General features: G+C 49.1%; 27 protein-coding genes. All 27 read left to right on the forward strand.

Annotated features, from left to right (window positions below; genetic code table 11):
- The first annotated feature begins 43 nt into the window (after window positions 1-43).
- On the forward strand, window positions 44-448 hold the full coding sequence (locus ACJJII_RS10645) for a hypothetical protein (RefSeq protein ID WP_413662304.1): 405 nt from the start codon (window positions 44-46) through the stop codon (window positions 446-448).
- A gap of 37 nt (window positions 449-485) precedes the next feature.
- Complete coding sequence (locus tag ACJJII_RS10650; RefSeq protein WP_444919110.1) at window positions 486-836, forward strand: hypothetical protein; 351 nt, start codon at window positions 486-488, stop codon at window positions 834-836.
- 66 nt (window positions 837-902) lie between these two features.
- The gene (locus ACJJII_RS10655; protein ID WP_444919111.1) at window positions 903-1,259 is read left to right on the forward strand and encodes a hypothetical protein; all 357 of its coding nucleotides are present in this window, start codon (window positions 903-905) and stop codon (window positions 1,257-1,259) included.
- 75 nt (window positions 1,260-1,334) lie between these two features.
- On the forward strand, window positions 1,335-1,805 hold the full coding sequence (locus ACJJII_RS10660; RefSeq protein ID WP_444919112.1) for a hypothetical protein: 471 nt from the start codon (window positions 1,335-1,337) through the stop codon (window positions 1,803-1,805).
- 100 nt (window positions 1,806-1,905) lie between these two features.
- A complete protein-coding gene (locus ACJJII_RS10665; protein ID WP_444919113.1) occupies window positions 1,906-2,217 on the forward strand; it encodes a hypothetical protein in 312 nt (103 codons plus the stop codon).
- 105 nt (window positions 2,218-2,322) lie between these two features.
- Window positions 2,323-2,790, forward strand: a complete 468-nt coding sequence (locus ACJJII_RS10670; RefSeq protein ID WP_444919114.1) for a hypothetical protein — start codon at window positions 2,323-2,325, stop codon at window positions 2,788-2,790.
- A 95-nt stretch (window positions 2,791-2,885) separates the two neighbouring features.
- Window positions 2,886-3,134 carry a hypothetical protein gene (locus ACJJII_RS10675; protein WP_444916852.1) on the forward strand — a complete coding sequence of 83 codons (249 nt, stop codon included), beginning with the start codon at window positions 2,886-2,888 and terminating at the stop codon, window positions 3,132-3,134.
- A gap of 108 nt (window positions 3,135-3,242) precedes the next feature.
- On the forward strand, window positions 3,243-3,662 hold the full coding sequence (locus ACJJII_RS10680; protein WP_444919115.1) for a hypothetical protein: 420 nt from the start codon (window positions 3,243-3,245) through the stop codon (window positions 3,660-3,662).
- Window positions 3,663-3,758: 96 nt separating this feature from the next.
- On the forward strand, window positions 3,759-4,352 hold the full coding sequence (locus tag ACJJII_RS10685) for a hypothetical protein (protein ID WP_444919116.1): 594 nt from the start codon (window positions 3,759-3,761) through the stop codon (window positions 4,350-4,352).
- A gap of 113 nt (window positions 4,353-4,465) precedes the next feature.
- Window positions 4,466-4,858, forward strand: coding sequence for a hypothetical protein (locus tag ACJJII_RS10690; protein WP_444919117.1), 393 nt, complete (start codon window positions 4,466-4,468; stop codon window positions 4,856-4,858).
- A gap of 51 nt (window positions 4,859-4,909) precedes the next feature.
- The gene (locus tag ACJJII_RS10695) at window positions 4,910-5,389 is read left to right on the forward strand and encodes a phage tail tube protein (protein ID WP_444919118.1); all 480 of its coding nucleotides are present in this window, start codon (window positions 4,910-4,912) and stop codon (window positions 5,387-5,389) included.
- Window positions 5,390-5,399: 10 nt separating this feature from the next.
- A complete protein-coding gene (locus ACJJII_RS10700; protein ID WP_444919119.1) occupies window positions 5,400-5,759 on the forward strand; it encodes a phage tail assembly chaperone family protein, TAC in 360 nt (119 codons plus the stop codon).
- Window positions 5,760-5,779: 20 nt separating this feature from the next.
- Window positions 5,780-6,043 carry a phage tail assembly protein T gene (locus ACJJII_RS10705; RefSeq protein WP_444919120.1) on the forward strand — a complete coding sequence of 88 codons (264 nt, stop codon included), beginning with the start codon at window positions 5,780-5,782 and terminating at the stop codon, window positions 6,041-6,043.
- A 16-nt stretch (window positions 6,044-6,059) separates the two neighbouring features.
- Complete coding sequence (locus tag ACJJII_RS10710) at window positions 6,060-8,330, forward strand: phage tail tape measure protein (protein ID WP_444919121.1); 2,271 nt, start codon at window positions 6,060-6,062, stop codon at window positions 8,328-8,330.
- Window positions 8,330-8,920: a DUF2460 domain-containing protein gene (locus ACJJII_RS10715; RefSeq protein WP_444919122.1), complete on the forward strand. Its 591-nt coding sequence runs from the start codon at window positions 8,330-8,332 to the stop codon at window positions 8,918-8,920. Before ACJJII_RS10710 ends, ACJJII_RS10715 begins: the two co-directional genes overlap by 1 nt.
- On the forward strand, window positions 8,917-9,852 hold the full coding sequence (locus ACJJII_RS10720; protein WP_444919123.1) for a phage/gene transfer agent baseplate hub protein: 936 nt from the start codon (window positions 8,917-8,919) through the stop codon (window positions 9,850-9,852). The genes ACJJII_RS10715 and ACJJII_RS10720 overlap by 4 nt, the downstream gene beginning before the upstream one ends.
- 1 nt (window position 9,853) lies before the next feature.
- On the forward strand, window positions 9,854-10,288 hold the full coding sequence (locus tag ACJJII_RS10725; protein WP_444919124.1) for an NlpC/P60 family protein: 435 nt from the start codon (window positions 9,854-9,856) through the stop codon (window positions 10,286-10,288).
- Window positions 10,276-11,187 (forward strand): hypothetical protein, encoded by a 912-nt coding sequence (locus ACJJII_RS10730; RefSeq protein WP_444919125.1) that lies wholly within the window; start codon window positions 10,276-10,278, stop codon window positions 11,185-11,187. Before ACJJII_RS10725 ends, ACJJII_RS10730 begins: the two co-directional genes overlap by 13 nt.
- A gap of 4 nt (window positions 11,188-11,191) precedes the next feature.
- A complete protein-coding gene (locus ACJJII_RS10735) occupies window positions 11,192-12,103 on the forward strand; it encodes a hypothetical protein (RefSeq protein ID WP_444919126.1) in 912 nt (303 codons plus the stop codon).
- A gap of 2 nt (window positions 12,104-12,105) precedes the next feature.
- Window positions 12,106-12,687: a hypothetical protein gene (locus tag ACJJII_RS10740; protein ID WP_444919127.1), complete on the forward strand. Its 582-nt coding sequence runs from the start codon at window positions 12,106-12,108 to the stop codon at window positions 12,685-12,687.
- Between the two features lie 7 nt (window positions 12,688-12,694).
- Window positions 12,695-14,254, forward strand: coding sequence for a phage tail protein (locus tag ACJJII_RS10745; protein WP_444919128.1), 1,560 nt, complete (start codon window positions 12,695-12,697; stop codon window positions 14,252-14,254).
- A gap of 16 nt (window positions 14,255-14,270) precedes the next feature.
- Window positions 14,271-14,711, forward strand: coding sequence for a DUF2793 domain-containing protein (locus tag ACJJII_RS10750; protein WP_444919129.1), 441 nt, complete (start codon window positions 14,271-14,273; stop codon window positions 14,709-14,711).
- A 120-nt stretch (window positions 14,712-14,831) separates the two neighbouring features.
- The gene (locus ACJJII_RS10755; RefSeq protein WP_444919130.1) at window positions 14,832-15,449 is read left to right on the forward strand and encodes a hypothetical protein; all 618 of its coding nucleotides are present in this window, start codon (window positions 14,832-14,834) and stop codon (window positions 15,447-15,449) included.
- A gap of 134 nt (window positions 15,450-15,583) precedes the next feature.
- The gene (locus ACJJII_RS10760) at window positions 15,584-15,955 is read left to right on the forward strand and encodes a hypothetical protein (RefSeq protein WP_444919131.1); all 372 of its coding nucleotides are present in this window, start codon (window positions 15,584-15,586) and stop codon (window positions 15,953-15,955) included.
- Between the two features lie 509 nt (window positions 15,956-16,464).
- The gene (locus ACJJII_RS10765) at window positions 16,465-16,962 is read left to right on the forward strand and encodes a hypothetical protein (protein ID WP_444919132.1); all 498 of its coding nucleotides are present in this window, start codon (window positions 16,465-16,467) and stop codon (window positions 16,960-16,962) included.
- Window positions 16,963-17,548: 586 nt separating this feature from the next.
- Window positions 17,549-17,842 carry a hypothetical protein gene (locus ACJJII_RS10770; RefSeq protein WP_444919133.1) on the forward strand — a complete coding sequence of 98 codons (294 nt, stop codon included), beginning with the start codon at window positions 17,549-17,551 and terminating at the stop codon, window positions 17,840-17,842.
- A 713-nt stretch (window positions 17,843-18,555) separates the two neighbouring features.
- A complete protein-coding gene (locus ACJJII_RS10775; RefSeq protein ID WP_444919134.1) occupies window positions 18,556-19,110 on the forward strand; it encodes a hypothetical protein in 555 nt (184 codons plus the stop codon).
- Window positions 19,111-19,193: the final 83 nt, after the last annotated feature.

Here is a 19,193-nt window from a genome sequence, read left to right on the forward strand (position 1 = left end):
TTTTACCGCCTGCAGTGCAGGTTATCTAAGCGTTAAATGTCATATGAATATGATCGGTAAATACACAGTACTAGTGGTCACTATGGTGAGTGCAATGTTGTGTTCGTCACTTTACTTTCGCCCGCCAGGCCTGTTCGATTTACCGCGCTATTTGGACATCTTCCTAAATATTAAGAGCTATTTTACTCAAGGACTACTTTCAGGGATGGTGGGCTTGGTTCTTGCTAAGAAGTTAGGGGTTTCTAAGTACGTTGTCTTAACTTTAGGTCTTGCTATCTCTGTTGTGCTTTTGGCCTTAAATAGCCTAAGAGTTCAATCTATGGATTTTTATCATGCGCAATTTGTAGCATTGCCACTGATTGGTGGTATTGCAGGCGGAATCACAATAGGCGAATATGTGCAACATTTAACTAGTTTAGGCACCCGACGCCTGCGGCGCTGGTGCTAAAAGCGTTAAGGCATATGCAGACGGGAAGAAATACGAAATGAGAACTCTTGCTACAGCCTTGGTGCTATCCGTTGTTTTGAATTTGTACTTGATTAATTGGTTTGTTGATAAAAGTTATACGATAGAGGCGGTACCTAAATTGAGTGCCGATGTCCGCATCCTAGGGAAGTTTATTAGCCAAAACAGCACCAAGGAATCAGTAGCCGCTATATTAGAAAGTGATCTACCTGACATCAATTTTGAAGATTCAAAGTCTATGGATAAAAATTACGAGACACAGATCCGGCTTCAAAATCAGATAGTGTTCTATTTTGATGAAAATGAACAGCTTGTTGCCGTAGACCACTGGGGAGCTAAGTTATCTCCGTTATGGCAGAAAAAGCCTTAACAATTGCATGTTGTCGGACTGGTTTTCTGCTGCGCTCCAACCAGCCGCAAATATGGGCGTTAAGGGATGAATGGAATGAAGCCCGAGTACGGAACAACCTACTATCAAGTAGTCTATGCCGATCCAAAGCTTACTATGCCAGGGATTACTCCTAAGGTTTTTGTAGGCGTTAATTTGTTCGGCACGGAAAAGGAAGACACATACTATTTCCAAGATACTGTATCGGTGCTTATCTTTGGTTTAATTGGTGAGGCCGAGGATACGACAGACTGTAAGGTCTCATCATTTACTCAAGATGAGCTTGGCGTAACTATTGTAACTCTTGAGCAGGCATCGGAGATTATGTCCGCAGCCGTCACAAAGACAAAAGAGCTTGGTTACCCTAAACTTAAAAAGGCATCGGGCAAGTGGCAAACTCCGTAACCCTTAACCAGGCCAGATTGCGGAGCCAAAAAGCCTTCGGCCTTTTGTCCCACAACTGGCGGCGTTAAATACGTTATGCGTCTGATACCACTTTTAATATTGTTTCTCGCACAAACAGCGTTCTCCGCTTCTTGGAAGAGTGAGTTCTTTGAGATTTCTTTGCCTTCAAGCTATCACATTGAAGAAACAGGCTCTTCAATAGATTTCGCAGCCTTTGTCCCTAATAAAAAAACTGGCCATCCGTATGAGATGATCGTTATTCACATGGCTAGCACTGATAATCTTGAGGCAGTAATCCAAGAAAGTAATGAAATATTATCAGAGTACGGTGAAAGCTTAGGTGAGGCAAAGTGTGATAATAAGTGTACTCTTCTAGTTGCTGAGGCTGCTCGAGAATCAGGTGAAAGTAGGTTAAATTATTACCATAATGTGTTTCATATAAATAATAAGGTATATGTCATAACTTATTTTACTAACAAGCCTTTGTCACAAGGCCGTAGTTTTATTCAAAAAATTATAAGGCAAGTAAGTGCAAGCAGCATTTAACAAGTACAAACAGGTTGCTGCGGGCCTTTGGCCCTTCGCGGGACAGCCTACGCTACGCTCCGGCCGCCCCTGTTGCAGTCGTTAAGTGCTAAGGATAGACATGGAAGAATTCGACTCGATACCTGAGATCATTTTTTGGACTACAAATGTAGGAGTAATAGCCTTAGGCATTCTTTTTTTCTTCATAATTAGAAATAGAGTAGCCAAATTGAGCTTGGTCATTTTAATGCTGGGCTTTCATTTCATTGTTGTTCCATCGGCTTTATTGGGCTGCGAGATAGCTGTATTTGATGAGGTGTTTTGTAGGGAAAGTGGGTGGTTATTAGTGTTTATACCTCCAGCACAGTTTTTAGTTGGTGTTGTAGCCCTTGTAGCTGTCAAAATTATTTGCCGTGCAAATGCGGGCACTTAACAATAAAATTATGTTCGCGGCTACGCCGCAGGACGCATTAACAGCGCTTCGCGCATTAAAAACAATGCGCCTCATATTTAGGCGTTATATGGTCGCATTTGAGAAATGAATCAAGAATTGGAAGAGCAGGAATTTGAAAAGTATTGCCTTGCTGAAGAGGCAATCAAAGATATCTTGTACATGTATTATGTGTGCGCCGATTATCGCTGCCTGTTTAGTGATTTCGGTACAGAGGATGGGAAATTCGATCCGTTTTCGTATGTAGATTGCACAGCAGAATCTATTGGTGGCGAAGGGTTGGACATAGATTTACTTCATGAGGGGGCTGCGATAAAAATGGCTTGCTATATTCTGCAAGCTTGGGACCAAGGTGGCTATCCAGAAGTAAAAACGGATATGATTCTCAATATTCAGGAATGTTTGAGACTGGGAAGGCTTGATCATTTGCCGCAGCTAAGAGAGTTCATCGAGTTAGCCCTAAAGTCTGGTGTCGAAGCAGAAGAAAAGTCGCCCGAAATTTACAAAGAATATGTCGCAGGCTATTTCAGAAGGTTAATCGGGGAAAATACATAACAAATGCATGCAGCATAGCCCAGCTGCGCTGGGCTGGACCTCCGCAAGCGTGGCTTGCTCCGGCCGCTGATGCAGGCATTATACGGATACTACCTATGGATAGAAAACTAGCTGAAAAAACAAGCTTGCTTGCACTTAAAATAGGGGCTGCAATGGATAATAATCTTGCTCTTATTAAGGATGGATGCTCTGAACAAGAGTTTAAAAACTACCAGCAAGCCACAGGAAAAGTGATGGGTGAACTACTTACTAGCTTCATGAACCCCATCTACGAGCAACACCCGAGCTTGAAGCCCAAGGAAATGGGTGGAGAATATGAAGTCGATCCCAAAATCTACAAATAGCCAGGATATAACAAGTTTATTAAACATCGTTGCAGCCAGAAAACGGCTGCAACTGGACGCGCTGAAAAACGCACGCCGTTTATAAAGGCGTTATATGAAAGTCAGACTATGAGATCTTTTAAAGCATTAATAATATTTACCCTTGTGTTGCTCACGATTGCATGCAACGAAGTAGATCCTTTATTGCTTCCTCAATCCAGCGATATAGAAGCAATTGAAATTTATGAGGGTGTGCTTCAGGAACGGAAACAAGTTCAGGTCATAACTGATCCAAGAGCAATTGAAGACATTATCGGCTTTGTTAAAACTAATAATTCTGGTTGGCACACAACATGGCATACCTATCCCACGCCGCAGGCGACTGCTGTATTTCGTGGGAATGAAAAAGGCACTGAAATGCTATTGTGGTTCGGGCCAGACTGGGTAGGCGGTCATGCAGCACCAATTAGCCCGAAAAAGGCTTATTTATGGGGGCTCAGTGCTAGTAAACTGCAAGAGCTTAAATCTAAACTTGGCATCAGTATATAACAAGCTTATCAACGATCGCCCTTCGGGCTGGACCGCTAAAAGCGCTGCTTTGCAGCAACGCGGCCCGTTATAAAGGCGTTAGCCTCAAAGGAAGTCATGAGAAATATCATAGCGTTATTTTTAATTTTGGTTTCAATCACAGCACGCTCTGAGAATGTGGGTTGGCGAAATGCAGACGGGTCACCTGCACCCAATACTGACTCTATGAAAAGCATTGATGGATTTGGAGGCTGGCTTCTAGTTACTCCAGATGCTGATTGGGAACAGAAATGGAATACCCCTTCTGAGAATGTTCCGCATTTCAACGAAGCACACGATGTTAGCTACGGACAAGAGTTAACCATTTTAATTTTCTTTACGAATCCAAAGCCTAATGAACAGGGCCTTATGAATATTACCTGTGATATTAAAGTACAAAGGCCGGATGGTTCACTCTCAATAAATGCAGATAACGTCCCGTGCGCCGTTGGCTGGCAGATGCCGCCAAATCCATACAGCCTACTATTAACTCAAGCAGTTATTAAATATGTCGGGGAATCAGATGATCTTCCGGGCGAATGGAAAGTTTCAGTTAATTTAGTAGACCAAAATTCAGGCATTATGGTGCCATTAAAAACAAAATTTAACTTAATCGAAGAAGTGGCTAACAAGTCAAGCAAGCGGGACGCCGTAAACGGCGCCCCTTCTTGAGACGTTAAATTTTAAAATTGTACATTGATTTGTAGCGTTCTTTGCGCCGGAAATAGACACCCAAACCCGCTCACGCGGGTTTTTTTATGCCCGAAATTCCTGGAGCAATCCCAATGACCCAACGCATCACCATCCGCGATGCCGTATTAAGCAAACTAAAAACCCTATCCGGCTACAACTTCCCCTCAGTCGGAACCACCGAAGGCATCGAGCGAGAAAAGCTGCCGGCCATCCTTGTCGGCTTTGCCACGGAACAAACAGAGCAGGAGTTCTCTGGCACTACCCGCCGCTTGGATCTTGTAGTAGCGGTGGTGGTGCATAGCCGGGGAGATATTTATGAGCTGCTGGATCAGGCCACTGAGGATGTTGAGAGTGTCCTGCAGGATCGAACCCTGGGCGGTGCCTGTGAAATCTTTGCGCTTTCACAAACCGATTTCGCCCTGGATCAAGACCACCCCTTGGGCGAAGTGCGCCTGACCTATAGCGCCCAATATTCCACTGAATGACGCACCCCTGCGTCGATTATTAATTTCCACTAAAGCGACTGGAGAAAACCTATGTCCCAATTGGCTCAGGGCACCAATATCTATTTTATCGACCCGGCAGGTTCTGGTGATACTGTGCAGAAGATCACCGGGGTTACCTCATTTAATCCCGGCGGCAGTCCCGCCGACCAGCTGGATGACACTTCCCTGGAAGACCTGGATAAGAAGTTCAAGCGCGGCCTGCGTACACCGGGGCAGGCATCGGTAGGGCTCAAAATAAACCCGCAGAACGCGGTGCATAAGCGCCTGCATGAACTGTCCCAGGATGACACGGTGGATAGCATTAAGTGGGCGGTGGGTTGGAGTGATGGCACTGAAGCACCCACCGTAACAGCCGGCGAGTGGTCACTGCCCACCACGCGCACTTGGTTCACCTTTGAAGGCTATGTGGCTGACTTCCCCTTTGATTTCCAGCTGAACACCTTGGTCAGTGGTGAAATGTCGATCCAGCGCAGCGGTGGTTCTGCCTGGACGCCCAAAAATATAACCTAAGGGGTAACCCATGGAATTATCAATTGAATCCCTGCAGCAGCAGGGCAGCTTTTCCGGTGCGCCGGTTAAGCGTTCCATTACCTGGAAGCAGGGCGATGAGGAGATCAAGGCGACGGTTTATATTCGTCGCCTCTCATACTACAGCGCCGTCAATGATGTGGCGGCCTTGCGCGGTGAGGGCGATGTGATTGCCGGGCGTATTGCCGCTTGTGTTGTCGATGCCGAGGGCAAGCCGGTATTTACGGCGAAGGATATTACCGGCGAGGCAGATCCAGATCGCGGCCCGCTCAACGCGGATTTAACCCAAGCGCTGCTGATGGAAATTGGTGCGGTCAATAACCTGGGAAAGGCGAAAAGCTCAGCGAGCTAGAGGAACTCTGGCACGAGCTGGTGCTAAACGGCATTGGCGGTTGCACCATCGAAGAGGCCCAGCGGCGGCTGAGCTATCAAGAAGTACAAAGCTGGGCGAAATATCGTGAGCTGCGCGGCTCCCTTCACCCGGGAATGCGCACTGAAAGATCCACGGCATTACTTGCCACCCTCTACGCCAATACCCATCGCGGTAAAGGCGCCCCCGCAAAAATCACAGACTTTATGCCTCATGAGAAGGAGCCGGAAATCTCGCTGGAACAAGCGATGAAGACCTGGCACTAAGGGGCGGTGGATCGCTATGTCTAATAAAAACCTGGGCACATTAACGCTGGACCTGATCGCTAAAGTAGGAGGATTTCAAAAGGGGCTGGATAAAGCTGAGCGTGGCACTGAAAAGTGGAAACAGCAGGTTAAGAAAAATGTCGCTGCCGTAGGCAAAGCGTTTGCTGCCGTTACTGTCGCCTCTGCCGGCGCATTAGCGGTAATGACCTCGCGGGTGATAGAGCAATCTGCTGAGATTGAAAATCTGTCTCGGGTGGCCAACACCAGCACCGAGGAATTCCAGCGCATGTCCTACGCTGCGCAGCGCTACGGCGTTGAGCAGGATAAGGTTGCGGATATTCTCAAGGATACCTCGGATAAGGTCGGTGATTTCCTGCAGACCGGCGCCGGGCCGATGGCGGACTTCTTTGAAAATATCGCCCCGCAAGTGGGAGTCACTGCCGAAGAGTTTCGCAATTTATCGGGCCGTGATGCGCTGGGGCTTTATGTCAGCAGCCTGGAAAAAGCCAATTTATCCCAGAGCGAAATGACCTTCTATATGGAGGCCATTGCCAGTGATGCCACCTTGTTGCTGCCTCTGCTGCGCAACAACGGCAAGGAACTTGGCCGGCTGGGGGATGAGGCCGAAGACGTGGGTGCGGTGCTGTCGGATCTGGATTTGCAGCAGTTGGGTGAGGTGCGCGAAGATCTGGATAAACTCAAGGGCGCGCTTGATGGATTCGAAAAAGAAGTTGTAAAAGGCGCACTGCCGGCGATCAAGGATTTCACAGAGTTAATTGCAGACCCAAAAACCAGAGATGCCTTCGCATCACTAACCACGGCAATTATTAAAGTGGGATCTGCTGCGGCTTCTGCGGTGGTGGAGCTGGTGGAGTTCACCCAGGAAGTCGGTAAATCCGTGGCCCGTATGACGCACGGCGAGCCGGAAGTCATGAAGCTGGAGCGCTCGCTTAAACAGCTGAGCGCAACGATTGATAGCGGCGTGATCGGTGATGGCAAACTGCTCACGGGTATTCGCCTGGCTACCGGGGAATATATTCATCAGGGTACTTCTGTTGATGACTTGCGGGAAAAGCTGGCCGCGTTGCAAAAGCAGCGGGATGATTTCTTTGGGACTAGCACACCCACGAAAACCAATGCTAAAACCCAAACAGAGATCACCATTGAAGGGCCGTTGCTCGGCGACGATTTCCACAGCGCGCTCGCAGAAGCAGAGAAAGAATTAAAACTACAGGCAGCCATCGGCGATCCCTGGGAAACCTTCTCGGGTGTGTTGGGGGATATCGAAGGCGAACTGGAAAAAGAGGCGGAACAACGCGAGCGAATGCTGCGCGCGCAGCAGGCTTTTAATTCACTGGTTTCAGACCTGCAAACTGATGAAGAGCGCAATCTGGATTTACTGCGCGAGCGCCTGGATATTCTCGAAGCGGTAAAAGATATTACCGATGAACAGCGCCAACAGACGCTCGGCCGTATCGCCGACGCCGCCACAGAAGATTCGCCAGCACTCGGCGGCCTCGATAGTGGCTCCGATATCGAATCCGCGCGCACCGAGTTGGAAGACTGGTATTCCACTCAGCTCGATATGCTGGAGCAATTCCGCAGTGAGCGCGCCGACCTCAATGCCACCTGGGATGAGGAGGAGCTGGCCATTCGCCAGCAGTATGAAGAAAAGCTCACCGAAATTACCCAAGCTAATGAAGATCTGCGCCGACAGCAGCAGCTGGAGGGCTACAACTTGTTGATGTCGGTGGCCTCGGAATATTACTCCGGTATGGAGGGCGAAGAGGCGGCCTATATGCGCGCGGCGCTGGCCATCGGCAGTACCCTGCTGGATGAGAAAAAACGCAACGCACTAACCAGCATTATTGCCAATACCAATGATGCGGCCATGGGTGCATACAACGCGATGGCCTCTATTCCCTATGTGGGCCCGGTACTGGGTGCAGCAGCGGCCGGTGCCGTGTATGTCACCGGTGGCCTGGCTGCGGCAAAGCTTACCGGCATGGCTCATGACGGCCTTGATGCGGTACCTGAAACTGGCACCTGGCTGCTGGAAAAAGGCGAGCGTGTCACCACCTCAGAAACCAGTGCAAAACTGGATCGCACCCTGGCCATGATTCAAGCGGATATGCACGGCGGTGGTCGTGGTGGAAGCTCTGGTGGGGATACCCGTATCACACAGAATATTAAGGTTGACGGCAGAGTTGATAATCGCTCGGCCTCGCAGCTTGTACGCGAGACCGAGCGCCAGCACCGTATTAGCCGCAGGAGGCTTGGCTCTTAATGTTTAATGAAAGTCGATTGCTGGAGCGCGTGGCCTATGGCTCCGAGTATGGCCACCGTTACAAAACGGATATTCGTGAATTACGCAATGGGGTAGAGCGCCGCAATGCGGAGTGGGAGCGCCCGCTGGGCCAGTATTCGGTGATCTTCAAAAATCTGGATTATGAAGACCACCAGATAGTGATCGCCGCACACCACGCCTGTGCCGGTGCCCTGGTAGGATTTCGCTTTAAAGACGCCAGTGATTTTTTTGCAGACGGTGAGGTGATCGGTTACGGCAGCGGCAGTACCGAAACTTACCAGCTGGTAAAGAGCTATTTGTTTGGCTCGCTGTCTTATCAGCGTGAAATTGTTAAACCGGTCACTGGCACGGTAAAAATTTTTGTCGATGGCCAAGAGGTGGCTGCTGCGATTGATTACACCACCGGCCAAGTGGAACTCAATGCGGCCAATGGTGCAGAGATTACCTGGGTGGGTGAGTTCGATGTACCGGTGCGCTTTGAGGATGATGTCAGTTTCAGTATTGAAAATCGCCATAGGGGCCAACCAGTTTGTAGTGGGAGTGTTGAGCTGCTGGAGATTCGCTTGTGAGAGTTATTCCCGGCGCACTGCAAGCGCATTTAAACAGCGGCGTCACCACCACCTGCAACCTATTAAAAATCATTCTTGCCGATGGCCGCGAATTTGGTGCAACCACGTTAGACCGCAATGTCGAATACAACGGAATTACCTATTACGCCCAGAACGGCTTCGACCCCAGTGTGATTGCCAGCGATACGTCGTTTGATGTGGACAACGCCGAGGGCTACTCCCTGTACTCCACCGACGTGCCGGGCATCACTGTCGAGATGGCCGAGCGCGGCGAGCTGGATAATGCAGAGTGGGTGATGTATGAGGTTAATTACCGCGATCTATCCATGGGCGCTATCGAGCTGGACGGCGGCGATATCGGCGAAGTAAAGACGGTTCGCAATACGGTTTTTATTCCTGAACTGCTGAGTTACATGATGCGGTTGCGCCAGTCTGTCGGCCATGTGGATTCCGTCACCTGCCGGGCCATATTCGGCACCGATGCCAATTCGCAAACCGGGTGCGGTGTGAATGCGGATGCGCTGTGGCAATCGGCTACGGTCACCGCCGTTAATAGCGACGAACCCAAAGTCACCTATCTGGTAGATGATATTGCCTCACTGTCTACGACGGCTAACCGCTGGCGAGTGCGCTGGAAATCCGGTGATAACGTCTCCTCGCGCCTCTATCAGATCGAGGCCGTGGATACCGCCACCGGCCAGATCACCCAGATCGAACCCCTGCCGTTTGCCGTGCAACCCGGTGATGAGTTGGAAATTCGCGAAGACTGCGACGGACAATTTTCTACCTGTAAATACCACGGCAATTGGCTGGATTTTAAAGGCGAGAATCTAATCCCTATCGGCCAAGCCTCAGACACGCCCGGCGCTAATGTTTCCGGCAGTGCCGGCGGCGGCAGTACCTGGCCCGGAACCAATATCCAATCGGTGTGATATGAACCCACAAAGACAAGCGACACTGGCTTACGCGCGGGGCCTGGTGGCTAAAGGTGTGCGCTGGCGTCACCGGGGCCGCACAGACTGGGCGGTAGATTGTGTGGGCATGATCGTGCTCAGCTTGCGCGCTGCCGGGGTCGATATCGAAGATGAAAAGCACTACGGCCGCGAGCCCTGGAAAGATGGTCTGCGGCACAAAATGCAACGGCGTTTCGGCAACCCGGTGGCGGAACCCCTATGGCAACCGGGGGATATTGCGGTATTTAAATCGCCGCAAAAAACCGACCCGAGTCACGTAGGTTTTTTAGGGGATTATCCCCACGGTGGATTTACCCTAATCCATGCCCACGCGGATCAAGATTGCCGCGAGCATATTTTAGATAAACGCTGGCGCCGCCTATTGGTGGAGGTGTATTCCCCATGGGTAACTTAATTTTTGGTACCACCACGATTGAAGGCCGCACCTTTGACGATATCAAAGTGCAGACCTCCAAAGCCGGCGTACCGCGCCCGATTATTTTTGGCAAGGTGCTGCCGGTCATCGGCAATATTATTGCCACCACCGCGCCCAAGATTGTTAAGAAAAAAGAAAAACAAAAATCCGGTAAAGGCGGCGGCTCGACGGAAGTCGAAAACGAAGAGGTCTACCGCACTTACGCGATTAGAATTTGCGAGGGACCAATTACCGGTATTTCCCGCGTCTGGCGCAACAATGAATTGGTTTACGACCGCGATAACCGCGACCCCATCCAAATTATCAATAACAACGCCTTTTTGCGCTTGGCCGAGTTTTTCCTCGGCGGCTTTGACCAGCAGCCCAGTGCCGTGATGCAGGCCGCTTTTGGGGTCAGTGAGGTACACGCCTATCGCGGTACCTGTTACATGGTGATCGACAACGAAAACCTCACCAGCAGCGGTGGTGCCATTCCACAGTTTGCGTTTGAGGTGGAGCGGGCCGAGGGATTGGCGCTCACCAGCAAACCCTACGCGCTGGAATCGCAGGAGGCTTTGAGCCCTGGCTATCAGGCCATGGACGCGGCATCCATGGCCGCAGAGATCGAACGGCTGAGCCCCGCCTATAGAGGCTTTGCTGCCAACCTACGCACGATATTAAAAACTGCGGGCGATCAGTTGGAAGTTATGGCCCCGGCCTACAGCGGTTTCTCGGCTCAGCTGCGCACTATTAAGAAAGACGCGGGCGTGCAGCAGGAAGCTATGGCCCCGGCCTACAGCGGTTTTAGTGCCCAGCTGCGCACCGCCGGCATTTTTTATACCGAATCCCCGGAAACTTTCGCTCCCGCTTACGCGGGTTTTGCGGCCCTACTGGAGTAACTCCATGACCATAGACATTCCCGTCGGTTTCGGCGGACGCTTTCGCGTAGAGAAAATTTGCCGCAATGGCGAGCGCGTGATTGCTGCCGACTGGCATAAGAATCTGATTACGGATAACGGTCTCAATAAACTGGCGACCAGCACCTTAGAGTTTATCCGCTACTGCCAAGTGGGCAGCGGCACCGCAACTCCGGCTGAGGGGGATACCCAGCTCGCCGGATTTATCGCATCGGCCATTTACACCGGGTCGAGCGATGGCCGCTCCACCACCCCAGGCAATCGCTACGAGTGGAAGCGCTACACCTATCAGTTCGATGAGGGCGCGGTGGTCGGTAATATCTCGGAGCTGGGTATCTCCCCGGATAACAGCGGCAATTTGTTTTCGCGCGCGCTGGTTAAAGACAGCAATGGCAACCCCACGACGATTTCCGTATTAGCCGATGAGATCCTGGTGGTGACCTACGAGCTGCGGCTGTACAAGCCGGAAGGGGATTTTGTGGGTTCCAGCAATGGCTACAACTATACCGCGCGCATTGCTAAATGTGATTCGAACTACGACTGGAGCCTCTATACCGCCAAGATTTCTTTTTTCACCGGCAGCAGTGGCAATAATCACCTGAAAGTGTACGCGTCGGGTATAGGGGAGATTGATAGCGACCCCTACCAGTCTGGGTACTCCAGTGATTCTGCAACGCCGGCGAATGTATTTACCAACAGCTATGTGAATGGCAGCTTTAAATTGAGCGGTGGCGCCGTGTTCGATTTGGATGAAGCGAACTTTACCATTCGCAGCAGTCGATTCTGTGTGGGTAAGATGACCTTTCAAGTGGAAATTGACCCGCCTATTACGAAAAACAACACGCAGAAGCTCACGCTCTGGCACACGATTAGCTGGGGCCGCTACGAGGGCGATTAACCATGGCGCTGCCCGATAACACCCTATCCAGTGAGCCGCTGCCGTCGCCCTTTATCGGCGGCGCTGCCAGGCCCGTGCGCGATCTGATCGACTACGAAAGCGGCGGTATCGCCCTGCAAGACCCCAGCGAGGGGCTGCAGTATCAGATCTGGCGCGCCCGCATTCTGAACGACGGCGCGGAGATTGTGCTGGATGCGCCTGAAGTGGCTGAGTTCACCCTGATCAGTGGTACAGAGATTACCGAGGTGAGCCTGGCGTTCGATCAGAATATGCGCCCGGTGGTTGCCTATGTCGAGGCCGGTATGGCCAAGCTCTACTGGTACGACAGCAGCCAGGGGCAGCAGGTCACTACCGAATGGCCCGGCATTATTACCCCGCGCCTCACCCTGGACGACAAGCGCCCCCTGCAGTCTTCCGCCAATGATGTGATTTTTGCCTATCTACAGGGCGGCAATTTGGTATGCCGCCAACAGCGCGACCGATTTGAAACCGAATACCTGCTACAGGAAAACGTCTCCAGCCCCGGCCTAATTAAAGTGGGGATGAATCGCCAATTCCGCTTGCAGTTTTTACTCAAACCCTAGGTGCAGTATGTCCGCTCAATATCCCCTTTATGCCGTGGTTGCCGAGATCTGCGAGCGCGCCGGCGTGCCCTACGATAAATTCGACACCACCTTACTGGAGGGCTATGTGCAGGGAATGCAGATCACCAACGAATCCCCGGCATTCGAGCATATCCAAGAGCTGGCCAAGGTGTATTTTTTTGATCCGGTTAATCGTAGCGGCACGGTGAGTTTTGTCCCGCGCGGCGGTGAACCGGTAATGGAAATCGACGAGAACGATTTAATCGGCGATAGCGACGATGAGAAAACCCGCCGCTCCCCCGAGGAAATCGTGCAGGTATTGAACCTGAATTATTACGATTCTGTCGGCGGTATCGATACCTGTAAACAAACCTCAGACCGCAGTATCGACACGCGTGGTGAAGGGGAAAAAAATATTGAAACCCCCGTGGTACTGGAAACCGACCACGCTGCCCAGGTGACGGTCATCATGCACAAGGTGATGATCGAAGAGCAGCGCGGCGAGTTTGATATTACGTTACCCCGCAATTACCTGGGGCTCACCGCTGGCGATGTGGTGCTGTATCAGGGCGACCGCCTTCGCATTGACGAAGTGAATATCGATCGAGGCGAGCAAAAATACAAACTGATCCACGACCGCAAAAGCGCCTACCAAAGTCAGGCTTTAGGCGTGGCCCCCATGGCCGCACCAGCCCCGGTGCCCCTGGTTGCCGGCTCGACCCATATCGAATTTATCGACGCTCCGATTCTATCCAGTGGCGACGATACCCAGCTGGGGTATTACATTGCGATCGCCGGCAGCAACAGCGCTTGGAGCGGTGCCATCGTGGCGCTGTCTTTAGATGGTGGAGAAAACTATACCGAATCCGATACCACGGACGTGGAGGCGGTGATGGGGGAGCTGGTCACTGCGCTCGACACCCACAAGCGCGAGATCCCCGACACCCACAACCGCGTGCAAATCCAACTCTTCGACGATGGCGACGCGCTCGAGTATCGCACCTTGGCGCAAATGCTTAACCGCGAGAACAGGGCGTTAATCGGCAATGAAATTGTGAGCTTTGGCGAGGCCGACGAGATCAGCCCTGGCGTTTGGGAAATTGGTTACCTGCTGCGCGGCCGCCTGAATACCGAAATCACCCAGCACTCAGCGGGTACGCGCTTTGTCTTACTGGATCGCAACACGCTGAACTATATTCCCACCGAGCGCTACAACCTGAACCAGACACTCACCTTCCGTGCCACCAGTAGCGGCAGCGGCGAAGAGACTACCACTGCCGCCACCTACACTGGCGCCAGCCACAGTGAACCCGCACCCACCAGCCTGCGCGCCTACCGCAGCGGCGGCCAGCTAACCATTGAATGGGGTGGGGTAGGGTATCTCGGCGGCCGCGCCGCCTACGATCAAAGCCAGTTCTTTACCGGCTACCGGGTAACGGTGAATGGCGATAGCACCGACACCAGCGCCACCAGCCTGACTATCCCCGACCCAGGAACCGCCACCATTCAAGTGAGCCAAGTTAACAGCATCACCGGCGCCGGCCCGGCTACGGAAATCACGGTATAAACAGGATAAAAGGACCATGAGCAACACACCCAACAACGCCATACCCTACGCAGCTGAAGGCACCCTGGACCCAGCGGCAAGCCTCAATCAAGCCCTGGATACCATCGACGCGTTGCTGCAGATTGAAGTGCTGGGGATCCAAAACGATCCCCCCGGCTCCCCCAGCGATGGCGCCCGCTACATAGTCGCCAGCGGCACCGGAGACTGGGCAAACCAAAACGGCCAACTGGCCCGCTATGTGGCCGACCCCGGCTACTGGCAATTCTTCCCCGCCAAGGTCGCACTCAATCAAGCGGATAGCCTGCTGTATATCAACGGCAACAGCGGCTGGCAGGTAGCCAACCGCCCGGTGACATTGCCGCAGATTACTGGGGATACGAGTACCGATTTAGCTGGGGTGGTGGGGCAGATGTTGTCTGCGCTAAATAACATTTATTGGGATAACCAGGTCACCTAGCCTGCTTTATATATCTGGGATCAATAGCATCTTCATCTATGTGCAGGAAAGAGGGTGCTAACTTTCTGACTTTTAAGGGGTTTCCAAAAATATATATAGCACCCAAAATGTCTGGATATAATGCAGCTGCAATATATCCACTTGTGCACATCTGTACCAACTGTCGATAAGTTAATGTTACTTAAAGGCTTTTTCTATCGTGGTCGAAGGAAGCTTGTGTATATAGTGGTAGGTGATATATTGCAGCTGCTTTTGAATACACTGTTATACGTAAGAATGATTGAACGACTAGATAATCCTTCAACTTTCATTGGATGGGCTGCAATTCTCGTTGGCGGATTGTTTCTATCATTGAGTATTTTTTTACTAGCAGACTTTCCGCTATCTGAAGATATAGAATCAACTCATGGAATAGTTGAGAGCGCGCGTCTGAGGCCTGGAGGTAAGGGTAGCGATACTTTGTTGGTATCTATAGACGGTAAGCAGTTCCGCTATGCAGGGTTCTGGAGTGAAGATGTGTCTAAATCCATAGTTAAGGGTTCGGAGGTGGCAATTAGCTACTATCAAGCATTCGACAGTAGCAACCAATTGGTTTCCTTGAACATCGGTAACGTTAACGTATTGAGTAAGTTTCAATCTTTATCTGGTAGGGTTGTATTTCCAAGTGTAGTTGGTTTGCTTAGTCTATTTTTACTCTTTGTAGGCTTTCGTGATCTCCGCCGTCTTCGACACGCATAACAAGTTTGTCCATTTGACGTTTTGGTCTACGCTCCGTTTTGGCGTGGCTTCGCCACTGTACGCCAAAACTCCACTACAACCAAAACGCAAATGACAAAGGCGTTAGCCGTCCTTAGAGAGCTCATTTGGTTTGTATGATGAGAATACTGTATTTGTCATTGGCTTTATTCTGCAGCGTAACTTATGCAGAAAGTAAAACCGATATACTAAAAATGTTTGAACACTTTACGTTATCCAGCGCTGCAGCTGGGAAATGCATCAAGCCAGAAAAGAAAGTATTGAACGCTTTCTTGGCCAATTATGAAATGGTATCGATATATGCCCTGCAGGAAGTCATGAAACGAAATCCTGCAATGAGTAAAGAGAAGGCGAGAGAGGCCATGAAGGTGGGCGGAGAAAAAGCAACTCAAATGGTTTATACGGTAATCGAGAAGGGAGGGTGCGAAAGTCCGAAGATCCAAGATCTAATTAAGCGTTTTCACGTACAAGCTAAGTGGAAACCTTGAGCAGTGAATTAGCTAACAAACGCATGTTGTCGCCCTTCGGGCTGGGACGGTCTATACTGCGTTTCGGCCGAACTAAATGCGGGCGTTATAACTTAAAGGAGTGAATCATCAAAACTTGCCCATATTGCACAAAAACACTGCCTTTCTTTAATACAATTGGGCAACGGCTTACTTTTTCTGAATCTAAACCGTTAGTTTGTGGTAATTGTGGTTCCATCATCTCGGCCCAAGGTGGAGCTAGCATGTGGCAATCATTAGCAATTGGCTCTACGGGTGGGTATTTTTTGGGTAAGTTGCTCGGCGGATTTTCTGTCAAAGTTATATTACTTTCAGTGATTGTTGGCATAGTTTTATTTATTGTCAGTTCGTATTTTACGGCGCCTGTGCGAGACGCGTAGTATGAATCATAACAAGTTGCTGAAGTACACTACGGTCGCGAAAATCACGCCCTCCGCGAGACAGCCTACGCTTCGCTCCAGCCGCCCCTTAGCAAAGTGTTAGGCGAAATCATGGAACAATACATGGTTCTAACGAAAGACAAAAATTCACTGGGGATATTGATCGCAATACTTGTTATTTTGCCTGTTTATGTACATGGGTATTGTATCTGGAAAGGTGGTTTTACAAATCTGGCTTTAAAAGTACATCTGTATATTTTACCTTTTTCAATCGTCTTTTTGCTTCTTTCTTATGGTATTTTTCGCTCACTGAAGAATAAACTGGTGGTCTCTGATTCTGGTCTTCTAGTTGAGGATTTCTCTAGGATAGAATTTCCGTGGAGGGTTATACGGGGAGCATCTACTAAATCACAATTGTTGCCGAGAGGCGGTGCAGTTTTATGGTTGGTATTGCATACAACTTGTGATGATAATTATTCATCTTTAAAGATACGAAGGCTAAATCGAATGATTGGATTTGATGGAATTCCAGTTTGTAATTTGTTGGCTTATTCTGGTTGCGCCGAAAAATTGTTGGGGATCATAAAAAAGCGCTGCAGAAATGCCTAATAAGTGGGTGATGTTCGTTACAGTCACTACGTGGCCTCCACAGGAAGTTATGTTTATTGATTCTTGGCTTCAATTTTAAATTTATGATGACTAAAGGGACTTTTTTATGAAAGAGGACATAGCTGAGTTAAAAAGTGAATTTAAGGCTAAGTTATTATTCTGGAATAACATCAAAAGTAAAAAACTTAAAGTAGCCTTAATAGTTCTATTTTTTGGTCTCGTAGGTTTAAAGGTTTTTACAACCGTTTTTACATTCGACTGGCTAGTAAGATTTTTTAATTGATAAAACAGTGTAGTAAAACATAGCAAGGCACTCAAGAGCGGACAGAAAACAGTTGGCTTTTTCTCACTGCGCTCATAGTTTTAGCCAACTATGTTTTGCCGCTTAGTACAACGTTCAGGCTGTAGAAAAACTAATTTATGTCTTTGCTTTCTTAGATGTGATTGAATATTGATCATAAATGGTGGTTCTACGTGAATTCTGATCTAGCTTTCACTGATGAGTGGGCTATTTTTCACGTAGAAGCACAGTACGAAAAGAGGGCTGAGTTTTTCTACATCTTCGTTAAGTTTCTAGGAAAGGTAAATGGCATTAGAAGGAATTAGATACTCGGTTTATACCACACTGCCTTTTTTTATAGCCTGTGCAATAGCTCTATATTTCATGGTATCGAATGATCCATACGAAATAGACTCATCTGGTGTGGCATATTTTATTTTTAGCACTCCTATTCAGCTATTACTCTTATTAGCTTGGGGTAAATACAAAGCTTACAATGCAAAACAGCTAGCATTCCTTGCGATCATATTTAGCATAGTCGCTTTCATTGTTCATATTGTGTTATGGATTGTGTATTTTAGCGTAGGTGGTCGGCCATAATACTTTTGTTACAATCCAAATTTAACAATTTTAGGTAGCCAATTACTTCGTGCTGGACTGCCTTTTCGTCGCTTGTTTTGTGCAAGGCTTCTCCTTTTATCGCACAAAACAATCAACAAAAAGTCAGCCGCTGCTAAGCATCACCGCGCTATAAGCGCGACTAAGTACAGTCGTCAATAGGTAGAAAGTTGGAGGGTGGACACAGAGTGAGAAGCCAAGAATCGTGCGCAAATTTGCGTTCCACATTTTGGCAAATGCTGGGCAGATGACAATTTGGCGCAGAAAGGTTTACTTTGCGCATCTCAATTTTGAGTTCTTACTGAGTGTGAGCTTCCTTTACCAAAAAACTTCGGACATTTATTAGCCCAGTAAACCTGAATCTTGCAGTCCTATAAGTCGATTATCGGCAGCTTTGGATTACCTTAGACTATTGGTAAAGTGGGTCTCGTTGTGGCTTTAGACTTAACGTCAGGGGCTTAGTTTTCCAAAGCTGTCCGAAGTAATGATCAAGAAAGTTGTCAAAATTCTAGTGACCGGTAATGTTGTCGTAGTAGTCTAGCGAACCTGTAAATTTTGGACGTAAAGCGAGGACGGCTATTGTCTGCCAATGGCAGATATAGGCCTATGCCGATCTGGGAGCGACAAAAGTTGTTGGTGGAGGGTGTAGTTAAGGCGTCGGTGCGGTATCATCAAGGATATTTAAGGCCGTTAGATTGGAAAAAGGCAGTTTCCCTTACAAATCAGCAAGTTACATTTTTGTGTGCGGAAGACTGGCAGTGTTGAGGTCAGCGGTTCGATCCCGCTTAGCTCCACCAAATTTCCCTTGTCTATTAAAGGGTGCAAGGAGAGATGGCAAATCTCTTATCCAGAACTCGCAAAATAAAAAAGGGTCTTTTAGGTCCTCTTTTTTGCCTAAAATCCCTATCATGCCTTGCCTTCCAGTCAATCGATTTTTATTCATCGGTGCAATACATGTATCAGCCAACAAAACCGGAGAAAATTGCTCGAGGGATAATACTAGGCTGTATCCCGGTAACTCTTCTGCTTTTTTCTTATGTGTTTTTAATTGTGGGGTTCGCCAGGGGGGGGACCCCAAAGAAGGTATGGAAGAGCTGTTTTTTCCTGACTATGAAGCCATATCCTTTTGTACTTTGTTTGTGGTTTATATCGTGGCTGCGATTTTCGGCTACTTTAAAGGCTGGGAAGGCTATACCAAAATATATTCATTTTTTGCTAAATGGTTAGATATCACTGGTGGATTCAGGTAGGTTGCGGGAGCAAGAGTGCTAGTTCCGAAAGATCGTGTACGAAAAATGTATCATAAGCAAAGGCAGTAAAATCAGCAGCCTCT

Source organism: Microbulbifer maximicatervae (SeqCode), from assembly GCF_052467825.1.

Coding starts and splice junctions, on each gene's coding strand:
- ACJJII_RS10645 (WP_413662304.1), top strand. CDS start 44: ATGAATATGATCGGTAAATACACAGTACTAGTGGTCACTATGGTGAGT.
- ACJJII_RS10650 (WP_444919110.1), top strand. CDS start 486: ATGAGAACTCTTGCTACAGCCTTGGTGCTATCCGTTGTTTTGAATTTG.
- ACJJII_RS10655 (WP_444919111.1), top strand. CDS start 903: ATGAATGGAATGAAGCCCGAGTACGGAACAACCTACTATCAAGTAGTC.
- ACJJII_RS10660 (WP_444919112.1), top strand. CDS start 1,335: ATGCGTCTGATACCACTTTTAATATTGTTTCTCGCACAAACAGCGTTC.
- ACJJII_RS10665 (WP_444919113.1), top strand. CDS start 1,906: ATGGAAGAATTCGACTCGATACCTGAGATCATTTTTTGGACTACAAAT.
- ACJJII_RS10670 (WP_444919114.1), top strand. CDS start 2,323: ATGAATCAAGAATTGGAAGAGCAGGAATTTGAAAAGTATTGCCTTGCT.
- ACJJII_RS10675 (WP_444916852.1), top strand. CDS start 2,886: ATGGATAGAAAACTAGCTGAAAAAACAAGCTTGCTTGCACTTAAAATA.
- ACJJII_RS10680 (WP_444919115.1), top strand. CDS start 3,243: ATGAGATCTTTTAAAGCATTAATAATATTTACCCTTGTGTTGCTCACG.
- ACJJII_RS10685 (WP_444919116.1), top strand. CDS start 3,759: ATGAGAAATATCATAGCGTTATTTTTAATTTTGGTTTCAATCACAGCA.
- ACJJII_RS10690 (WP_444919117.1), top strand. CDS start 4,466: ATGACCCAACGCATCACCATCCGCGATGCCGTATTAAGCAAACTAAAA.
- ACJJII_RS10695 (WP_444919118.1), top strand. CDS start 4,910: ATGTCCCAATTGGCTCAGGGCACCAATATCTATTTTATCGACCCGGCA.
- ACJJII_RS10700 (WP_444919119.1), top strand. CDS start 5,400: ATGGAATTATCAATTGAATCCCTGCAGCAGCAGGGCAGCTTTTCCGGT.
- ACJJII_RS10710 (WP_444919121.1), top strand. CDS start 6,060: ATGTCTAATAAAAACCTGGGCACATTAACGCTGGACCTGATCGCTAAA.
- ACJJII_RS10715 (WP_444919122.1), top strand. CDS start 8,330: ATGTTTAATGAAAGTCGATTGCTGGAGCGCGTGGCCTATGGCTCCGAG.
- ACJJII_RS10725 (WP_444919124.1), top strand. CDS start 9,854: ATGAACCCACAAAGACAAGCGACACTGGCTTACGCGCGGGGCCTGGTG.
- ACJJII_RS10730 (WP_444919125.1), top strand. CDS start 10,276: ATGGGTAACTTAATTTTTGGTACCACCACGATTGAAGGCCGCACCTTT.
- ACJJII_RS10735 (WP_444919126.1), top strand. CDS start 11,192: ATGACCATAGACATTCCCGTCGGTTTCGGCGGACGCTTTCGCGTAGAG.
- ACJJII_RS10740 (WP_444919127.1), top strand. CDS start 12,106: ATGGCGCTGCCCGATAACACCCTATCCAGTGAGCCGCTGCCGTCGCCC.
- ACJJII_RS10745 (WP_444919128.1), top strand. CDS start 12,695: ATGTCCGCTCAATATCCCCTTTATGCCGTGGTTGCCGAGATCTGCGAG.
- ACJJII_RS10750 (WP_444919129.1), top strand. CDS start 14,271: ATGAGCAACACACCCAACAACGCCATACCCTACGCAGCTGAAGGCACC.
- ACJJII_RS10755 (WP_444919130.1), top strand. CDS start 14,832: ATGCAGCTGCAATATATCCACTTGTGCACATCTGTACCAACTGTCGAT.
- ACJJII_RS10760 (WP_444919131.1), top strand. CDS start 15,584: ATGATGAGAATACTGTATTTGTCATTGGCTTTATTCTGCAGCGTAACT.
- ACJJII_RS10765 (WP_444919132.1), top strand. CDS start 16,465: ATGGAACAATACATGGTTCTAACGAAAGACAAAAATTCACTGGGGATA.
- ACJJII_RS10770 (WP_444919133.1), top strand. CDS start 17,549: ATGGCATTAGAAGGAATTAGATACTCGGTTTATACCACACTGCCTTTT.